Origin of the sequence: Nonomuraea sp. SYSU D8015, from assembly GCF_008065375.1 — a bacterium.
In the GTDB taxonomy this organism is placed as follows: domain Bacteria; phylum Actinomycetota; class Actinomycetes; order Streptosporangiales; family Streptosporangiaceae; genus Nonomuraea.
On the sequence record NZ_VJYI01000001.1, the window covers coordinates 1,086,548 to 1,103,659 of the forward strand.

Annotated in this window: 15 protein-coding genes; 6 read left to right on the forward strand and 9 right to left on the reverse strand. The window is 73.6% G+C overall.

Going from position 1 to position 17,112, the window contains the following annotated elements:
• Positions 1 to 9 precede the first annotated feature (9 nt).
• Positions 10 to 6,135: a CHAT domain-containing protein gene (locus tag ID574_RS07100; protein WP_188187891.1), complete on the forward strand. Its 6,126-nt coding sequence runs from the start codon at positions 10 to 12 to the stop codon at positions 6,133 to 6,135.
• 52 nt (positions 6,136 to 6,187) lie between these two features.
• A complete protein-coding gene (locus ID574_RS07105; RefSeq protein ID WP_188187892.1) occupies positions 6,188 to 6,445 on the forward strand; it encodes a hypothetical protein in 258 nt (85 codons plus the stop codon).
• Here the strand turns inward: ID574_RS07105 and ID574_RS07110 are convergent.
• The 6 genes from ID574_RS07110 to ID574_RS07135 all read right to left on the reverse strand — a co-directional run bounded on the left by ID574_RS07110 (position 6,442) and on the right by ID574_RS07135 (position 11,258).
• Positions 6,442 to 6,696 carry a hypothetical protein gene (locus ID574_RS07110; RefSeq protein ID WP_188187893.1) on the reverse strand — a complete coding sequence of 85 codons (255 nt, stop codon included), beginning with the start codon at positions 6,694 to 6,696 and terminating at the stop codon, positions 6,442 to 6,444. The genes ID574_RS07105 and ID574_RS07110 overlap by 4 nt on opposite strands.
• Before the next feature lie 94 nt (positions 6,697 to 6,790).
• A complete protein-coding gene (locus ID574_RS07115; protein ID WP_188187894.1) occupies positions 6,791 to 7,246 on the reverse strand; it encodes a hypothetical protein in 456 nt (151 codons plus the stop codon).
• Positions 7,247 to 7,423: 177 nt separating this feature from the next.
• On the reverse strand, positions 7,424 to 7,972 hold the full coding sequence (locus ID574_RS07120) for a GNAT family N-acetyltransferase (RefSeq protein ID WP_188187895.1): 549 nt from the start codon (positions 7,970 to 7,972) through the stop codon (positions 7,424 to 7,426).
• A 43-nt stretch (positions 7,973 to 8,015) separates the two neighbouring features.
• A complete protein-coding gene (locus ID574_RS07125; RefSeq protein ID WP_223166437.1) occupies positions 8,016 to 8,723 on the reverse strand; it encodes a sirohydrochlorin chelatase in 708 nt (235 codons plus the stop codon).
• A gap of 209 nt (positions 8,724 to 8,932) precedes the next feature.
• Entirely contained in the window at positions 8,933 to 9,865 is a 933-nt protein-coding gene (locus tag ID574_RS07130) for an SPFH domain-containing protein (protein ID WP_188187896.1), read from the reverse strand.
• Between the two features lie 61 nt (positions 9,866 to 9,926).
• On the reverse strand, positions 9,927 to 11,258 hold the full coding sequence (locus ID574_RS07135; protein WP_223166438.1) for an MFS transporter: 1,332 nt from the start codon (positions 11,256 to 11,258) through the stop codon (positions 9,927 to 9,929).
• 88 nt (positions 11,259 to 11,346) lie between these two features.
• Here ID574_RS07135 and ID574_RS07140 point away from each other — a divergent pair, with 88 nt between their 5' ends.
• Positions 11,347 to 12,033, forward strand: coding sequence for a GntR family transcriptional regulator (locus tag ID574_RS07140; RefSeq protein ID WP_223166439.1), 687 nt, complete (start codon positions 11,347 to 11,349; stop codon positions 12,031 to 12,033).
• 9 nt (positions 12,034 to 12,042) lie between these two features.
• Positions 12,043 to 12,402, forward strand: coding sequence for a DUF2203 domain-containing protein (locus ID574_RS07145; RefSeq protein ID WP_188187897.1), 360 nt, complete (start codon positions 12,043 to 12,045; stop codon positions 12,400 to 12,402).
• Positions 12,403 to 12,464: 62 nt separating this feature from the next.
• Here ID574_RS07145 and ID574_RS07150 read toward each other — a convergent pair whose 3' ends face one another.
• Positions 12,465 to 13,178: a hypothetical protein gene (locus tag ID574_RS07150; RefSeq protein ID WP_188187898.1), complete on the reverse strand. Its 714-nt coding sequence runs from the start codon at positions 13,176 to 13,178 to the stop codon at positions 12,465 to 12,467.
• A gap of 259 nt (positions 13,179 to 13,437) precedes the next feature.
• Here ID574_RS07150 and ID574_RS07155 point away from each other — a divergent pair, with 259 nt between their 5' ends.
• Entirely contained in the window at positions 13,438 to 13,983 is a 546-nt protein-coding gene (locus ID574_RS07155) for a CGNR zinc finger domain-containing protein (RefSeq protein WP_223166440.1), read from the forward strand.
• A gap of 77 nt (positions 13,984 to 14,060) precedes the next feature.
• Here ID574_RS07155 and ID574_RS07160 read toward each other — a convergent pair whose 3' ends face one another.
• Positions 14,061 to 15,329 carry an MFS transporter gene (locus ID574_RS07160; RefSeq protein ID WP_223166441.1) on the reverse strand — a complete coding sequence of 423 codons (1,269 nt, stop codon included), beginning with the start codon at positions 15,327 to 15,329 and terminating at the stop codon, positions 14,061 to 14,063.
• Positions 15,330 to 15,474: 145 nt separating this feature from the next.
• Positions 15,475 to 16,242, reverse strand: a complete 768-nt coding sequence (locus ID574_RS07165; protein ID WP_188187899.1) for a VOC family protein — start codon at positions 16,240 to 16,242, stop codon at positions 15,475 to 15,477.
• A gap of 188 nt (positions 16,243 to 16,430) precedes the next feature.
• Between ID574_RS07165 and ID574_RS07170 the strand changes: the two genes are divergently transcribed.
• Complete coding sequence (locus tag ID574_RS07170) at positions 16,431 to 17,060, forward strand: alpha-ketoglutarate-dependent dioxygenase AlkB (RefSeq protein ID WP_188187900.1); 630 nt, start codon at positions 16,431 to 16,433, stop codon at positions 17,058 to 17,060.
• Positions 17,061 to 17,112 lie beyond the last annotated feature (52 nt).

Sequence of the window (17,112 nt, forward strand, 5' to 3'; positions counted from 1 at the left end):
TCTGTGCGCATGACCGATCCGGCCGAGGCGCTGGCCGCCCGCATCGAGCGGTTCGAGCAGGCCGCGGATCCCGAGCTGATCTGGGATCCCGCGGCTCTGGTCGAGGCCGAGCGGGCGATGCGGGCCTGCGCCGGCGACCGCTCCGACGCCGCCACGTGGCGCCTGATCGGCATGCTCCACCTGGCCCGCTACCGGCTCGACCAGCGCACCACCCAGGACGCCGCCGTGGCGGGCGCCTTCTTCGCCGCCGTGGCCGTGGTCGACCCCGGACGGCTGCCGGAGAAGCTGCGCGGCTCCAACGTGCCGCCCGGCGACTCGGCCGGCACCTGGGCCGGGCTGGTGGAGCAGGTGTTCCGGCACGTGGACCCGGCCGCGTACCGGCACGTCGGCCTGCTCATCCACGCCCTGGTCCGCCGCGCCGTGGCCCGCCCCACCGTGGAGGCCGCCGACCGGCTCGGGCAGCTGCTGTTACAGCAGGCCATGCGCTCCACCGACCCGTCCTGGGCGCCCGGCGCCCTCGCGCTGCTCGGCGGCGGCCTGGTGCGCCTGTACGGGCAGACGGGGGAGAAGGAGCTCATCGACGACGCCGTGCACGTGCTGTTCCGCGCGGCGCTCGGGGCGCCCGGCGACGCCGCCCGCCTCGGGGAGCTGGCCGCGGCCCTCGCCCTCGCCGCCCCCGGCGACGAGGACCTGATCGGGGCCTACCTCGCCGCCGCGGAATCGGCGCCGGGCACCCGGGAAAGGTCGCAGGCGCTGCTGGCGCTCCTCGACCTCATCCGGGCGCGGGCGGCAGGCTCGTGCCTGGACCACGACCTGCTGGCGTTCATCAGAGTGGGGCAGTGCGCGCTCGACTTCTGGCACGAGCAGTGGGCCCACCCCGGCGTGCTGGGGCCGTACGCCGCGGGGCTGGTCGAGTGGTACGTGGTCACGGGGGACGAACGCTCCCTGGAGGCCGGCCGCGAAATGCTGGCGGCCCTGGGCGTCACCCCCGACGAGACCGCCCCCGACGTGAGAGCGGGCCGCCCCAACAAGCCCGACGCGACGCCCGGCCGCTCCGGCGCTGTCACCCGTGGGACATCCGGCCTCTCCGGGGAGAAGGCCCGCCGCCTCGGCGCCGATCCCGTCGTCCGCCTCGGCCTGCTGGCCGACCGCCGCTGGTGCCGCTACGGCGTGACCGGGGAGCCGGCCGATCTGGAGGTGGCCATCGAGGCCAGGCGGGAGGCCGCCGAACTCGCCCCGCCCACACACCCCGACCGCCCCGGCCTGCTGACGGACCTGGCGACCGCCCTCCTCGAACGGGCTGTGGTGACCGGGGGAGACCCCGCCGAGCCGATCATCGCCGCCCGCACGGCCCTGGCCGCCTGTTCCGGCCGCGACCCCTCCAGGGCCGAGGCCTTGCTCCTGCTCGCAAGGGCCCTCACCCTGCACCTCACCCCCCGGACCGCCGACGAGGCCGTCGACGCCCTCCGCGACGCCCTCGCCGCCGACGACCAGTTGTCCCTGCGCGCCGAGTCGTACGGCCTGCTGTCGGAGGTCCTCCGCTGGCGCGCCACCCACCTGAGCCCCACCCCGCAGCGCGGCGGCGAGTGGCGGGCCGACGACCTGAACGACGCCGTGCTGGCCGCCCGCCAGGCCGTCGAGCTGGCCATGAAGACCTCCGGTGACCAGGCCCCCGCCCAGCGGCTGCTGGCCCTGGCCTTGCTCGACCGATTCTCCGCCCTGGGCGACACCCGTGACCTGACCGAGGCGCTGGCCCTGGCCCGGGACGGCGACACGGAGGTGCTGTCCCGCCTCAGCACTCTGCTCGACGCCCCCGTCCCCCCGCCGACGGACGAGCACCTCGCGCAGGCCGCCACCGAGCTCGCCCTGCGGTCCTCGGACGAGCACCTGACGCTCAAACTCCTCGACCTGGCCGAGCGGCAGGTCCGCCCGGCGGGCGACGCCGGCGGACGTGGGGCGTTCCTGCTCGCCACGGCACTCCGGCTGGGAGAACTGGGCCGCCTCCGCACCGCCAACACCATCCTGGCCCGCGCGCCGGCCGCCTTCGACGCGGAAGGCCGCCGCTCCGAGGCCGCCCACGCGCTCTCCAAACTGGCTCTCAACCATGAGGAGCTGGGCGAGCCCGACCAGGCACTGGAGGCGTTCGAACGGGCGGCGGCCGCCTACCGCTCGCTGGGCGAGACCCGGTCCGAGGCCGAGCAGCTGGCCTGCATGGGCGGCGTCCTCCTCCGGGCAGGCGACCCCGCCGGGGCCGTCGAACAGTACCTCCGGGCCGTCGCCCTGTCCGCGAGAGCCGGGCTGAGCAGGGAGGAGGCCGTCCACCAGATGCAGGCGGCCGAGGCGTACCTGGAGACAGGAAACCCGCCCGCGGCCCTGGCCTGCGCCTCCCGCGCCAGAGACCTGTACCTGACGCTCGGCGAGACGCAGGCGGCGGCCGGCGTCCTGATCCCCGCGGCCCGCGCCGCCGTCGACCAGGGCGACCTCACCACCGCGGTCGAACGCATCACCGCCTGCGCCATCGAGCTGGAGGCCGCCGGAGCGTGGGAGGACGCCTGCCGGGCTCTCGACGCCCACGCCGTCCTGCTCGCCGCCCGCGGCCACCGCCCGCAGGCCGCCGCCTGCGAGGTCCGCGTGGTCGAGATCGTACGCCGCCGAGGTCAGCGGCGGGAGCCCGCCGACGAGTGGTACCGCATCGCCCGCCGCCGCCGCGCCGCGGGCGATGCCGAGGGCGCCAGGTCCGCGTTCGAGCAGGCGGAACGCGAGTACGACTCCATCGGCCACCACGACGGCTCCGGCGCGGTCCGCTACAACCTGGGCGTGCTCGCGTACGCCGAGGGCGACGCCGAGCGGGCACTGGAGGCGTTCGGAGCGGCGGGGGAGACCTACGCCCGGCTGCGGGCGCCCGCCAAGGAGGCGACCGCTCTCACCATGCGCGCCGCCTGCCTGGCCGCTCTCGAGCGGACGGACGACGCCCTGCCCGACTTGGAGCGGGCCCTGGAGCTCGCCGCCGCCGAGGGCGACCTCGAGGCCCTGTTCACCGCCGCCCTCCACCGGGCGGTCCTGGACATGCGGCGGGGAGAGCTCCAGGAGGCGGAGGAACGCCTGCACGCGGCCCTTGACCTGGCCGGCGCCGACCCCCTCAAGGAAGGCGTGGTACGCGACCGCCTGGCGGCCCTCGCCGCCCGCACCGGCGACCTGCGGGCCCAGGTGGAGTCGCTGACCCTGGCGGTGACCGGCTTCCGTGACGCCGCGCAGGACCGCCTGGTCGCCATCGCCTCACTCAAGCTCGGCCTCGCCCTGGAGGAACACGGCGAGCACCGCCGCGCCAGATCCGCCCTGGAGGCCGGCCTGACGGCCCTCGCGGAAGACGACTCCGACGTGAGCCGGCACGGCGCCGCGGGCTCCGAGCCGCGTGCCGCCGGCGCCCACCGGACCGAGGCGCCGTTCGAGGTCGTCGCGGCGATGGCGGCGTCGGGCGGACTTGACGCGGACGTCCTGGCCCGGGTGGCCGCCATCCAGCTCGCCGTGGGCGACCTCACGCACGGTCGCGCCACGCTGGCCGAGGCCGTCACCGCGTCGCGTGCCGTCGGCGACCGATCGGAGGCGACGCAGCGGCTGGAGCGCCGGCTGCGCATCGAAGAGGCGGAGGCCTCAGGGGATCTGCGCCTGGCCCGCGCCGAAGCCGAGGCGGCCCTCGCCCACGCCGACCTGTCCTCCGCCGAGAGACCTCCGGCGGACGAGCGCTCCATCGAACGTCTCCCCGCCGGGGAGCCCTTCGCCGAGGAGTCTTCCGCCGCGGACCGCTCCCACCTCCTGGCCAAGCTGTCCGCCTTCTGCCTCGCCCTGGGTGACCCCGTCGCCGCCTACAGTCATGCCGCCCGAGGCTACGAGCTGCGCGACGACCGGGCTCCCGAACACCTGCGCAACCTGGGCGCCGCGGCCAGGGCGCTCGGCCGATCCGACGAGGCGATCGGGCATCTCACCAGGGCGGTCGAGCTGGCCCGCGACACGGGCTCGGCGCTCCCCTCCCAGCTCGTCCGCGCGCTCAACGCCCTCGCCCTGGCCCTGACCGACCAGGCCCGCTGGCCGGAGGCCGCCCGCGCGTACGACGAGGGGCTCGCCCTGGCCGCCGCCCCCGCCTGGCGCGCGCTCCGGGCCCCGCTGCTGTCCGGGCGGGCGGGGCTGCACCTCAAGCTGGGCGAGCTGGACGAGGCCGCCACCGCCTATCGGGAGGCCATCTCGATCGCCGAGGAACTGGGCGGCGGCCGGGCCGGGATCGGGGACGACTACGCCGACCTCGGCCTCGTCCACCTCCTGCGCGACGAGAGGCCCCAGGCCGTACCTCTCCTCGAACGAGCCCTGGAGATCCACCGGGCGAACGGCGACGACCGCAACGTCATCCTCGACCTGATCCTGCTCGCCCGCTTGAGAGAGCATGATCAGGAAGCGGCGGGCCCGCAGGAGCCGGTGCCGACGGCGTACCCGGGCAAGGCGCCTCAAGCGGCGGCCTGCCTGGAGGAAGCGCTCGCCGTGGCCCGGCGGGCCGGGTTCGGTGCGGGAGAGGCGATGGCGCTGGCCCACCTCGGCACGCTCGACGTCGCCCGCGCCGAGCACGCCCGCGCACACCACCGGCTCTCCGGAGCGATCGACCTGCTGGAGGCGCTGGGTCACGATCCCGCGCTGGCGACCGCCTGCCACCACCGGGCCGCCGCCGCGGAGCTCATCGGAGACCTGCCGGGCGCCCTCGCCGACGCCGAACGCGCTGGCCGGCTCGGCCACTCGCCCGCCCTGGACCGGGCGATGAGACTCGCCGTACGCCTGAGCCGTGGGACTGCGGCCTGGACGCACGTCGAACAGGCCAAGTCACGCGCCCTGATCGCTCAGCTGGGCCCCGACCGGTGGCCCGTGCCGGCCGGGCTCCCCGCCGAAGTGCTGGAGCGCGAGCAACGCGGGCTCGAGGACACGCGTGCGCTCCTCTCGGCGGCAGGCAGGACCCGCGACCCCGTCCAGGCCGCCGCCCTCGTCCGCCGCGCTCACGCCGCACAGGCCGACGTGGAGGAGCTGTGGCACCGCATGGAGCCCTTCGCCTCCGACTATGTGGCCCTGCGCCGCGGCACCCCACCCGGGCAGCCCGACCTGGACGCTCTTGTCGCGGGCGGCAAGGCGACCGCGCTGCTCGGCTTCCACGTCGGCGACGACTGCGTGACCGTGCTCGCCCACCGCACCGGCTGGCCCCAGCCGAGGGCCTTCCCCACCGCGGTCGGCCGCGATCTCCTGGCCGACTTCGCCCGGACCGTCGACGGCGAACGGCCCGGGCTCCTCGACCTCGCGGCCCGCCGCCACCGCCTCGGCGTCTGGCGCCGCCTGGCCGACCTGCTCCTCTGCGACGCGCTGGACGCCCTGGGCGACGACGACCTGGACCTGCTCCATCTCCTCCCGCACCGCGAGCTGCACCGCGTCCCGGTACACGCCCTGGCCCCCGGCGGCGGCCCCCTCCTCCTGGAGCGCTGCCCCGTGGCCTACGCCCCGTCCGCCGCCGTCCTGGCCCGGCTCACCCGGCGCGCCCCGTCACCGGGGGCCGGCCCGCCGCTCCGGCCGCTGGTCCTGGGCTTCGGCCGGGAAACGGATCTGCGCTCGGCCGAGGAGATCGCCGCCATCCTCGGCCCGGACCCGCTCACCGGCCGCGCCGCCACTGCCGCCGTCCTGCCAGGAACGTGGGACATCGTTCACCTTTCCGCCCACGCCGTGCACGACAGACGCGACCCGTTCGCCTCGGGCGTCCGCCTCGCCGACGGCGTCCTCACCGCCAGACGGCTGATGAGCATGGACGTGCGCGCCGGCCTCGTGGTCCTCACCGGCTGCGACCGCGCCTGCGACGGCCCCTGGGCGGGGGACGACGTGGCGGCGCTCGGCCACGCGTTCCTTCACGCCGGAGCCAGGTCCGCGCTCCTCACCCTCTGGCCGGTGTCCGCCGAGATCACGCGAGCCCTCATGCACGACGTCCACACCAGGCTGCGCGCCGGTACGGGCCGGGCGCAGGCGCTGCGGGAGGCGGTGCTGGCGCTCCGCGAGCTGTACGGGTCCGCCGAGCCCGACCTGTGGGCCCCGTACGTGCTGACCGGCCTGCCGGAATGACCCCGCGCGGCATGTTCACGTTTGCAGCGCTGAGCAGGGGAATCACCATGGAATGACGAATTCGAGCGACGCTGGGCCCGGCGACCACTCACACCACCACGGCCCCATCCAGGCCATCGCCGACCTCATCCTCCGTCACCACGAGCGGGTGGCCCGCGAGCGCAGGGAGCGGCAGCTGGCGGAGGCGGCCGAACGCGCGGGGTTCGACCTCGAAGCCGACATCGGCCACCCCAGGATGCACAGCCGCGAGGACCCCTTCGACCCGGACGCGGTACAGGAACCACAGGACAGCGGAAACGGGCGTCCTTAGCCGTCGAGCCACTTCGAGCCGGGCATCAGCGTGGCCACGACCAGGCAGCCGAAGAAACCGACCGCCAGCCCGACCGCGTACGCCCCGAACACGTCGGGCTCGCCGGCCAGCGCCGTCGCCACGCCGCCGCCCACCGCGGCCAGCACCGCGGCGAGGTCGCTCAGCCCCACGGCGCCCTCTCCGCGGCGCAGTGTCCGGTACGTGATCCACCCGATCACCAGCCCGAAGCAGATCGCGCCGAGCACGGCCATGCGACAACCTCCTCTGAAGGCGGCGGAACGTCACGCCGAGCGCCTTCCGCCGGAAGGATCTTCGCTCACCATGGCATGCGGCGCGCCCGCCTGACTAGAGGTACGACTTGGTCGCGCTCACCAGTTCGGCCGATCCGCCGGGCGTGTCGACGTAAAGGGCCGACTCGGGGGTGCGCTCGCGGACGTCCTGGTCGCGGATCGCGAACACGGCCGGAGCCACGCCCACGTCGCCGTAGCGCCCCGCCACGGCCTCGCCGATCGCCTTCCGCACGTCGCCGACCACCTCCCGCGCCGTGTGGCCGGGACCCGCGGCCGCAAGGTAGCCCAGCATGCCGGCGAAGCGCAGCTCCGTCTCGGCCGCCGGGCGCTGCTCGGGCAGCACGGGCCGGTCCAGCCAGAACACCTTGCCCGCGAGGAACGCCTCGTATCCGGCGCCCTCGCGGCCGAGCGCGCGGGGCGTCTCGGCGAGCAACTCCCCGAACTCGGCCAGGTCCGCCTCTGGCGGCAGGTCCGTCGTGACGAACAGGGGCACGATCAGCGAGTCGACCATAGGACCATCCCTCCGTGAGGTGCCTCATCGTAGGGTGCCGGACCGACAATCCCCGCTCCCGCCACACCGTGCCTTCCCCCGCCATCCCCGAAGCCCCACCCCGCCGACCGGGCTTGACTGTCACCTCAAAAGGGCGGGGGATTATAGGAAATCCTTGAGGGGGCAGGGGTGGCGCTCCTACCGCTCGGTCCACTCGTCCTCCAGCGCCGAGTGCACGATCGAGTCGCGCCACCCGTGCGGAGTGTGCACGTGGTGCCGGATGCGCCCTTCCTCGACCATGCCGGCCGTCAGCATCGCCAGCTGGGCGGGCAGGTTGGCAGGGGAGCGGGCGCCCCAGATGCGGTGCAGCCCGAGCTGCTTGAACCCGAACGACAGCAGCAGTCGTACGAGGTCGGTGCCGACGCCGCGCCCCCACACGTCGGGGTGGAGCCCGAAGCCGATCTCCGCGCTGTGCGGGTGCTCGGCCTCGATGTGCAGGCGGGCCACCCCGATCACGTCGCGGCGCTCGGCGTCGACCACGGCCATCACGTAGAGCAGGCGCGGCTCGGCCGCGGCCGCCTGCGTGGCCGCCTCGATCAGCGCGGCCACCTCGCCCAGGCTGCGCGGCGCGAACGGCATGTGCTGCGTCGCGGTGGGATCGCCGTAAATGGCGTGCAGGGCGTGCACGTCGGCCTCCGTGACGTCACGGAGGCCGAGCCGTTCGCCGTTCCACACCACGTGACGCATGCGGAGACGGTAACGCGAGTCCCGCGATCTTAACAAGCCCTTGTCAAGTGGCGAGTTGACTTCCGTAAGCTCGCGCGACAAGTTCGGCGACAGCGCTGTGCGAGCCGAGCGGCTCCGCGTGGCCGGCCTTGATCTCGGCGGCGGCCCGTTCCACGATCCCGGGCGGGGCCTCGTGGCCGATCATGCAGGGGGCGATCGCCAGCCGTTCGGCGCCCGCCGCGCGCAGGCGCTGGGCCGCGACGCTCACGCCGGGGTCGCTGTCGAGCGCGGCCGCGACGACCGGGAGCGTGAGCCGGGAGGCCAGCAGCACCGCGGTGGCCTGCACGGCGCGCACCGCGCGCTCGCCGCCGACCGTGCCGAGGATGACGGCGTCCACGGGGCTGGAGACGTTCAGCAGCCGTACGCGGTCGGCCCGCGCCAGGCCGCGCTCGGCGAGCCGGATGTGCAGTGCCTCGGCCAGCAACGGGTGCGGCCCGAGCGCGTCGGTCACCGCGGCGCCGGAGCCGGTGGCCGCCACGGCCTTGCCGATCTCCGCCATGACGACCGGGTCTTCCCATGTGAGCAGGGGCACGATCACGGCGTCGCGGCCGGAGGGCAGCGAGTCCGCCAGGTCGGTGATGCTCGTCAGCAGAACCTCGATCTGCGGGTTGTCGACGCGTACCACCGCCGCGATCTCCTCCGCCACGCCGGCGGTGTCGCCCGGGGTCGCGAGCACGAGCACAGGGGCGTCCGGCGGGAGGGACGTGGGCACGGGACGACGGTGGCGGCCGCCGCCCGGCCGGGGGGAACGTTCTCGTACAGGCAGGCTCACAGGCGCGCAGTTTATGCCTATTCGGTGGCCCTTGTTCTGCGAATAGATGGCGATTCCGTCACAACGCTGACCCGATGCTCGAGATCACGTCCAGATCCCCTGAAACGCTGACGTATCCGTACAAAACGGAAGCGGTTCGGCGTCAGCGCTCAGCGTGACGGCACGACCACCGACTGCGGATTCCCCGGAGCGTACACCGTGATGCCCTGGGGCAGCGACTTGAGCTTCTCGATCTCGGCGCAGGCGGGGCACTCGTCGTAGCCGTCCTGCCTGGCCCGGTTCGCCTCGGCCTCCGCCTTGGCCTGGGCGACCTTCGCCTGGGCCTCGGACACGGCCGCGGAGGCGGCCAGCGAGCGGTCCACCGCCTTCTGCACGTCCGCCGGCAGCGTCACCTTGGCCAGCGTGAACCGCAGCCCGGTCAGGAACTCGCCGCCCAGCGTGGCCGGCAGGTCGCGGGCGAGCGAGGCGTTGACCGCGTCCTGCACCTTGGCGATGTTGGCGTTGCCGTCCTGCGGCTTGAGGCCGGCGCTCTCCAGCAGCGAGCACGAGGGCACCAGCTGGGCGCAGCGCATGGCGCCGATCTGGCCGCGCAACGCGTTGTCGATCACCGGTCGCACCGCCTGGCCGAAGAACGCCGACCAGCCCTCCTCGCCCTCCCACGGGTAGAGCGAGCGGTCGTCCTGGGAGCGGAAGGTCCGGGTGCCGAACTTGTCGTCGAACTTCTTCAGCGTCTCGTGATCGAGGTTGAGCGTGAAGTAGAGGGTGCCCTCGATGCCGAGGTTCACGCCGTCGCTGCTCGGCACCGTCACCACGTCGACGCCCAGCGCGGTGGCCCGCCTGGCGTCGGCGGTGATCGTGTAGAAGCGCTGCTGCGCCGGATAGAGGTGGACGGACGACCACATGCCGGTCCAGGTCAGCCCGGAGCCGGGGTCGATCACCTCGCGTACCTTGTTGTCGTCGAACAGCCCCCCGTCGCGGACCACGGCGACCTGACCGCCGTCGGTGCTCTCCAGGCCCCCCACGCCCCCGAAGAGCAGGGGGACGGCGATCAGCGCGGCGATGACGGCCAAGAGGATCTTCATGCTCCTCCTCCTGCGCGGGCGGCGTCGGCAGCCGCCGCCCGCGGCTTTCGCGGCAGTCGAGTTACGCGAACGGCCCGACCTGGCCGGGGATGCCGCGCGGGGCGGTCTCCGGCTCGGCGGCGATGTCGACGTCCCGGGTCTCCGGCGCGATGGCCAGCCCCAGGGCGGTGACGGCGAGGGCGGCGACGACGTAGACCGACACGGCAACCGTCGTCTGGTACGTCTGGAACAGCTGGACCGCGATGATCGGCGCCAGCGCGCCGCCCACGATCCCGGCCACCTGGTAGCCCATCGAGGCGCCGCTGTAGCGCAGCCGGGTGCTGAACAGCTCGGCGATGAAGGCCGCCTGCGGCCCGTACATCGCGGCGTGCGTGACCAGCGCGATGACGGCCGCCAGCGCGATCAGCGGGAAGGACTTCGTGTCCAGCAGCGGGAAGAACGCGAACACCCACACCGCCGCCCCGACCACGCCCGCCAGGTACACCGGCCGCCGCCCCAGCCGGTCCGACAGCGAGCCGAACAGCGGGATCAGCACCAGCTGCAGCGCCGACCCGATGAGCACGGCGTTCAGCGCGTACGAACGCGGCAGCTCCAGCTGCGTCGTGATGTAGACGATGATGTACGCGGTGAACGTGTAGAACGCCACGTCCACCCCGATCCGCGCGGTGAAGGCGGACAGCAGCGCCCGCGGGTGCGTGCGCAAAACCTCGACGAGCGGCATCCTCGCCTTGGCGCCCTGCTGCTCGACCTCGGCGAACAGCGGCGACTCGGTCACCTTGAGCCGCACCCACAGGCCCACGAACACCAGCGCGCCCGACAGCAGGAACGGCACCCGCCACCCCCACGACAGGAACGCCGCGTCGGACTGCACGAACGACAGGATCGTCAGCAGCCCGGTGGCCAGCACGTACCCGGCAGGGACGCCCACCTGCGGCCAGCTGGCGTTGAAGCCGCGCCGCCGCCCGTCGCCGTGCTCCAGCGACATGATCACCGCGCCGCCCCACTCGCCGCCGAGCCCCAAGCCCTGCACGAACCTCAGCAGCGCCAGCAGGATCGGCGCGATCACGCCCACGGCCGCGTAGCCGGGCAGCACGCCGATGAGGAACGTCGAGACGCCCATCACCAGGAGCGTCACCACCAGCACGGTCTTGCGGCCCACCCGGTCGCCGAAGTGGCCGAACACCACACCGCCGAGCGGTCTGGCGACGAACGCCACGGCGTTGGTGGTCAGCGACGCCAGCGTCGCGCTGAACGGGTCGAGGGACGGGAAGAACAGCTTGGGGAAGACCAGGGTCGCCGCCGTCGTGTAGAGGAAGAAGTCGTACCACTCCAGCGACGTGCCGATCAGGCTGGCGAGGATCACCCGCCGGGTCTGTTGCGTGGAGCCTGACATCGATCGCTCCTTGCTTGTCTGAGGGAGAGTAGTTTCAACATAAGAATCGTTGAACAATTCGACAAGGGTTTTGCTCCATGATTCCCTGTTGAATGTGGATGACCTCGTCGCCGATCTTTCCCGGGACCGGCAAAGGCTGGGACGCAGCAGCATGGCCGAAGGTGTGGCCGACATCCTGCGCGACCGGATCACCGCGGGCTTCTTCCGCCCCGGCCAGCGGCTGTCGGAGGAGTCCATCTCGGAAGGGCTCGGCGTGTCACGCAACACGCTGCGCGAGGCGTTCCGGCTGCTCGGGCACGAGCGGCTGCTCGACCACAAGCTCAACAGGGGCGTGTTCGTCCGCCTCCCGTCCGTCGAGGACGTGCTCGACCTCTACCGGGTGCGCCGCGTGCTGGAGGGCTCGGCGGTGCGCCGGCCGCCGTCCCCGCAGGCGCTGGCCGTCATCAAGGAGGCCATGCGCGACGCCGAGCGGGCCGCCGCCGAGGACGACTGGCAGGCGGTCGGCACCGCCAACATCCGCTTCCACCAGGCGCTCGCGTCGCTCAACGACAGTCCGAGGATCGACGAGCTCATGCGCCAGCTGCTGGCCGAGATGCGCCTGGTCTTCCACGTGATGGAGAATCCGCGCGCCTTCCACGAGCCGTTCGTCCACCGCAACCGCACGCTGCTGGAGCTCATCGAGGCCGGCAAGACGGAGCAGGCCGCGGCCTATCTGGACGACTACCTCGACCACGCGGAGAAGCTGCTGGTCCACGCGTACGAGCCGAACCGCTAGCGTTGGCGCATGGACCGGATCTTCACCGTCGACGAGGCCCGCGCCCTGCTGCCCCGCGTCATCGAGGACGCTCGTGAGGTGATCGCCGCCCGCGCCGACCTGGCCGAGATCACCTTCGACCGGCAGGCCAGGGGGCGGTCCGAGCTCGGCGGCCTCCCCGAGCTCAAGGCGCTCGAGGCCCGCATCGAGGAGATCCTGAGCGGGTGGACGGGGCAGGGGATCGAGGTCAAGGGCATCGCGCCCGTGCTGGTCGACTTCCCCGCGGTGCTGGAGGGGGTGTCGGTGCGGCTGTGCTGGATCGAGGGTGAGCGGGAGCTCGCCTGGTATCACCGTACGGAGCTGGGCTTCGCCGGCCGCCGCCCACTCTGATCCGTCGCTCTTCTGACAGCCCCCTTCGGACCGTCCACCTCCCTCGTCGCCGCCCGCTGAGCTCAGTCGTTCACCTGGCGGCGCAGGACGTCCGGGTGGCGATCGGCGCCGCCGCCGTCGCGGGGATTGTCGTTCCCGGGGCCGTCCGCCTTGCTCGTCGTCTGACCCGGCGGCTCCCTGGTCTGGCCTGGTGGCTGCCTGGCTTGGCCCGGCGGCTCTTTGGTCTGGCCCGGTGGCTCCTTGGTTCGGCCCGGTGGCTCCTTTGTCTGGCCTGGAGGCGTGGGCCGGACTTCGGGGGACGCGCCGGCGGACTGTTTGACGGGCGGGGTCTTGACGGGCTTGCCCGTCCTGCTGGGCGGTGCCGTCACCGGAACCTTGACCGTGGGTACGGGGCGGGCGGGCGTCGTGCGGACGGCGACCGGTCCCGTGTCCGCGCCGGGCGGCGGCGTGCGCCCGCGGTCCCCGCCGGGCGTGGCGATTCTCTCCCGGGGCGCGGTGCGGGGAGCCGTGGCGGGCAGCGGGTGCGGCGTGGAGCCGATCGGCGAGGCGGTGGGCCGGGCGCTGAGCGAGCCCGGAGGCGGCGCCTCGGTGCCGCCCTCCGGCATGGGCACGGTGTCCAGCGTGGGGAAACTGCCGGGAGTGCCGAACAGCACCGCGGCCATGACGAGGTTGAGGGTCCCCGCGAGGACGGCGGAGATCCGCACCGCGTACGTCCGGCGCCGCCGCCTCCCCGCGGCGGCGTCCCGGCTCCCATCCGTCACGATGGGGGTGTCCATGCCGATGCCATGCCCTGTCCTTCGGCTGAGAGCGATGAACCGTTTTGATCTAGACATGGATGACCACGGCGGTCAAGGGGATTGGCGGGGCGATCATTCCGGCGAACGCGGCCGATCTGTGATCAACCGGCCACCCGGCGTCGCGGATCCGAGGAGGTGAACGCGCCTCCGGGCTGTTGAAGGACACGTCGTGCCGGGACTGAGGATGCGCCCGCGGAACGGGTTCTGGCGTCTGGCGCCGGGGGCATACGCTGCTTGCGTGGAGGCTCACTCGACAAAGGCGATGGCCGTCAGGGCCGTCGACCTCTGCGTGGCGCTGCTGCACGAGCAGCCGTCGGTCGAGTCGGTGTCGCACGTCCTGCGCCGGCACGGCGAGACCGGAGAACTCGGCCTGGGCGAGGACGACATCGCGGCCATGCGCGCGGCGGCGGCGCGGCTGCGCGAGGTGCTGGGCGCGCCTGACGCCGGCCAGGCGGCGGCCCTGCTCAACCGGCTGCTCTCCCGAGCCGCCAAGCCGCCCAGGCTGACCAGCCACAGGGGCACGACCCATTGGCACCTGCACGTGGACAGCGGGGACGACGCGCCGTGGGGGGCGTGGTTCCTGGCGTCGTCGGCGATGGCGCTGGCCGTGCTGCTGGCCGACTACCAGCGGATTCCCGGCGGGCTGTGCGCGTCGGCCGGCTGCGGGCGGCCGTTCATGGACTTCGGCGGCGGCAGCCCGCGCCGGTATTGCAGCACCCGCTGCGCCACCCGCGAACGCGTCGCCGCCCACCGCTCCCGCACCTCGTCCAGCGTGCCCGGCTGACGGCCTTCGAGTCTCGCGGGGGCGGGTTGCCTTACAGGCTCGTCCGGCATGCGGGCGGCTGATCGCCCTCGGGTCGGTCACCCCGTCGGTGTCGGGGACCTCCGCCGTGGTGCCGCCAGCACGGCCACGGCCGCCGCCTGCAGCGCAGCGCCCGTCAGCAGGGCCGCCGTGACCGAGTACGCCACCAGCGGCCCGGCCAGCGCGGACCCGATCGCGAACGAGGTGATCTTCAGGCTGGCGCCGGTGGTGAACACCTGGGCGCGCAGGCGGGCGGGCGCCTCGCGGTGCCGTACCGAGAACAACGCGGTCAGCTGCGGACCCTCGCCCGCTCCCACCACCGCCGCCGCCACCACCGCGACCCAGAACGACCCGGACACGGCCGCCAGCGCCGTCCCGGCCCCCAGAACCGCCGTCCCCCACACCAGCACCGTGTCCCACCGCCAGGCCTCGCCACGGGCGGCGACCACCGTGTTCGCCGCGAGCCCGCACGCGGCGGTGACGGCGAGCAGCAAAGCGCCGTACCCGCTCTCGCCGGTGAGCCGGACCCCGAGCACCGGAGCCGACACCACCAGTACGGCGAGCCCCGCACACGAGATCATCGATCCGGCCGTCGCCCGCCGCAGCGCCCCGTTCCGTACGATGACGGCGAACCCCTCGAGCATTTCCCGCCGCACGGACTCGCCCGACGCCCGGCCCCACCCAGCGGATCCACCGCTCACGACACCCGGCTCCCCGGACATCGCGCCATCGCCGCGCTCCCGCCGCCGCACCCCGTCGCCGGGCTCCCTGGACACGGTGCCGCCGCGTGCGGGGAGCGTCCAGGCGACGGGAAACGCGGCGACGAGCAGCCCCACGCACACCAGCACCGCCGCCCCGCCGCCATCGGCCGCCGCCATCACGCCCACCACGGCCGGACCGGCCAGCCCCGCCACGTTGTAGCTCATGGAGTCGAGGGCGTTCGCCCTGCCCATCCACTCCGCCCCGGCCACCAGCGGCAACTGCGCCGTCCAGCCGCCGGTGAGCGCCGGGCCCAGCAGGCCGGTCGCCACGGCCACCGCGACCAGGGCCGCGTCCGGCACCCGCCCCAGCCCGTACAGGACCATCAGCAGCCCGGCCGCGTACCCGGACAGGCACCATGCCAGCAGCCGCCCCGGCCGCCGCGCCCGGTCGAGCAGCACCCCGAGCAGCGGCCCGCCGACCGCGGCCGAGACGGTCAGCCCGGCCAGCAGCCAGGACGCCACCACGGGAGATCCCGTGACGGCCAGCCCCGTGACGAGGAGGGCGGGCCCGGACATCTCGTCTCCGGTACGGGCGGCGACCGCCCCGGCCATGTAACGGGATAACACATACAAGACGTTACAGGAGAGTGTGTGCCGGTGTTAGGAGGGGCGCACGAAGGGAAGGTTCCCCGGCAGGTCGGCCCGGCCTGTACGGACTGCGTGCCGCGCAGGCCGGGCCTAGCCGTCCAGGCGTTCGGGGACGTTCAGGCGATCACGCCGAGCTGGTGATGACCGCGAAACGGGCGCCGTGCGGGTCGGCGAGGAACGCCATGCGCCCGACCCCCTCCACGCTCGTCGCCGGAGCCCGCACCGTGCCGCCGAGCTGCTGCGCCAGGGCCACCGTGGCGTCGCAGTCGGGCACCTCGAAGTAGGCGAGCCAGTGCGGGCCGTCGCCGGGCTCGAGCTGGACGATCCCGGCCATCGACAGCGACTCGCCGCCCCCGGCGGGGGAGACCACGGGATAGGACATGTCGCCCATCGGCATGTCCGTGACGGACCAGCCGAAGACCGTCTCGTAGAAGGCGCGCGCGGCGGCGACGTCGGGGACGTACGCCTCCACCCAAGCGAGCGACCCCGGCTCCGTGACCATGCCGAGCCCCTTGGTGCCGCCGGGCTGCCACACGGCGAACCGGGCGCCGCCCGGATCCGCGAACACCGCCATCCGGCCCTGCCCCTCGATGTCCCACGGCGGGGCGATGACCGTGCCGCCCGCCTGCTCGATCGTCTTGGCCACGGCGTCGGCGTCGGGCGTCTGGAAGTATGTCAGCCACGCCGCGGCCGGGTTGTCCTCGGTCGCGTGGCTGATCCCGGCCACGGTCTTCCCGTCGATCTGGCAGAAGCGGTAGTCCCGGTGCTCCGGACCGAGCGTGATCGACCGCCAGCCGAACAGCCCGGTGTAGAACGTGACGGACCGGTCGACGTCGGGGCTGTTGACGTCGATCCAGCAGGGGGTGCCCGAGAGGTAGTCGGTGGTGAGCACGGCGATGCTCCTTCTCGTGTCCGTGACGAAGCGGCGGGTGGCCTCCTCACCTCACGGCGCGGTTTACGGCGCGGTTCGAGCGCGACGCCACTCGCTCCCGGCGTCTGCCAGCCTCGCACGAGCCGCCGGCAAAAGCGACCACCACGTCTGTCGAATACGTGTTTGAAGGATGGCGTAGACTCGGGACCATGAGAGCCGCGTTCCAAGCATCTCTGCTCGGTCTCGACGAGGAGCTCGGCCTGGGTCCGCTCGGCGACACGGTCCGGCGGACTCATCTCGATCGCGGCGCCTGGATCGACCTCCGGCCGGGCTGGGTGTCCGGGGCCGACACGCTGTTCGAGCGGCTCGCCGAGACGGTGCCGTGGCGTGCCGAGCGGCGGCGCATGTACGACAAGGTCGTCGACGTGCCGCGGTTGCTGAAGTTCTACGACGAGGACAAGCCCCTGCCGGACCCGGTGCTCGAGGACGCCAGGCGGGCGCTCAACGCCCACTACGGCGAGGAGCTGGGCGAGCCGTTCCGCACGGCCGGGCTCTGCTTCTACCGCGACGGGCGTGACAGCGTGGCCTGGCACGGGGACACGATCGGGCGGGGGAGCACCGAGGACACGATGGTCGCGATCATCTCTGTCGGCTGCCCGCGTCCGCTGTTGCTGCGCCCGCGCGGCGGCGGCCCCTCGATCCGCCATGACCTCGGCCACGGGGATCTGATCGTGATGGGCGGCAGCTGCCAGCGCACCTGGGAACACGCCATCCCGAAGACGGCCCGCCCCACGGGGCCGCGCATCAGCATCCAGTTCCGCCCCCGCGACGTCCGCTGACCCACCCGGCGTCAGCACGAGCCCGCCCGCCATCTGACCCCGCACGGCGGGC

What these genes read in the sequence shown, in the direction of transcription:
- ID574_RS07100 (WP_188187891.1), top strand. Translation starts at nt 10, where the DNA reads ATGACCGATCCGGCCGAGGCGCTGGCCGCCCGCATCGAGCGGTTCGAG.
- ID574_RS07105 (WP_188187892.1), top strand. Translation starts at nt 6,188, where the DNA reads ATGACGAATTCGAGCGACGCTGGGCCCGGCGACCACTCACACCACCAC.
- ID574_RS07110 (WP_188187893.1), bottom strand. Translation starts at nt 6,696, where the DNA reads ATGGCCGTGCTCGGCGCGATCTGCTTCGGGCTGGTGATCGGGTGGATC.
- ID574_RS07115 (WP_188187894.1), bottom strand. Translation starts at nt 7,246, where the DNA reads ATGGTCGACTCGCTGATCGTGCCCCTGTTCGTCACGACGGACCTGCCG.
- ID574_RS07120 (WP_188187895.1), bottom strand. Translation starts at nt 7,972, where the DNA reads ATGCGTCACGTGGTGTGGAACGGCGAACGGCTCGGCCTCCGTGACGTC.
- ID574_RS07130 (WP_188187896.1), bottom strand. Translation starts at nt 9,865, where the DNA reads ATGAAGATCCTCTTGGCCGTCATCGCCGCGCTGATCGCCGTCCCCCTG.
- ID574_RS07135 (WP_223166438.1), bottom strand. Translation starts at nt 11,258, where the DNA reads ATGTCAGGCTCCACGCAACAGACCCGGCGGGTGATCCTCGCCAGCCTG.
- ID574_RS07145 (WP_188187897.1), top strand. Translation starts at nt 12,043, where the DNA reads ATGGACCGGATCTTCACCGTCGACGAGGCCCGCGCCCTGCTGCCCCGC.
- ID574_RS07150 (WP_188187898.1), bottom strand. Translation starts at nt 13,178, where the DNA reads ATGGACACCCCCATCGTGACGGATGGGAGCCGGGACGCCGCCGCGGGG.
- ID574_RS07170 (WP_188187900.1), top strand. Translation starts at nt 16,431, where the DNA reads ATGAGAGCCGCGTTCCAAGCATCTCTGCTCGGTCTCGACGAGGAGCTC.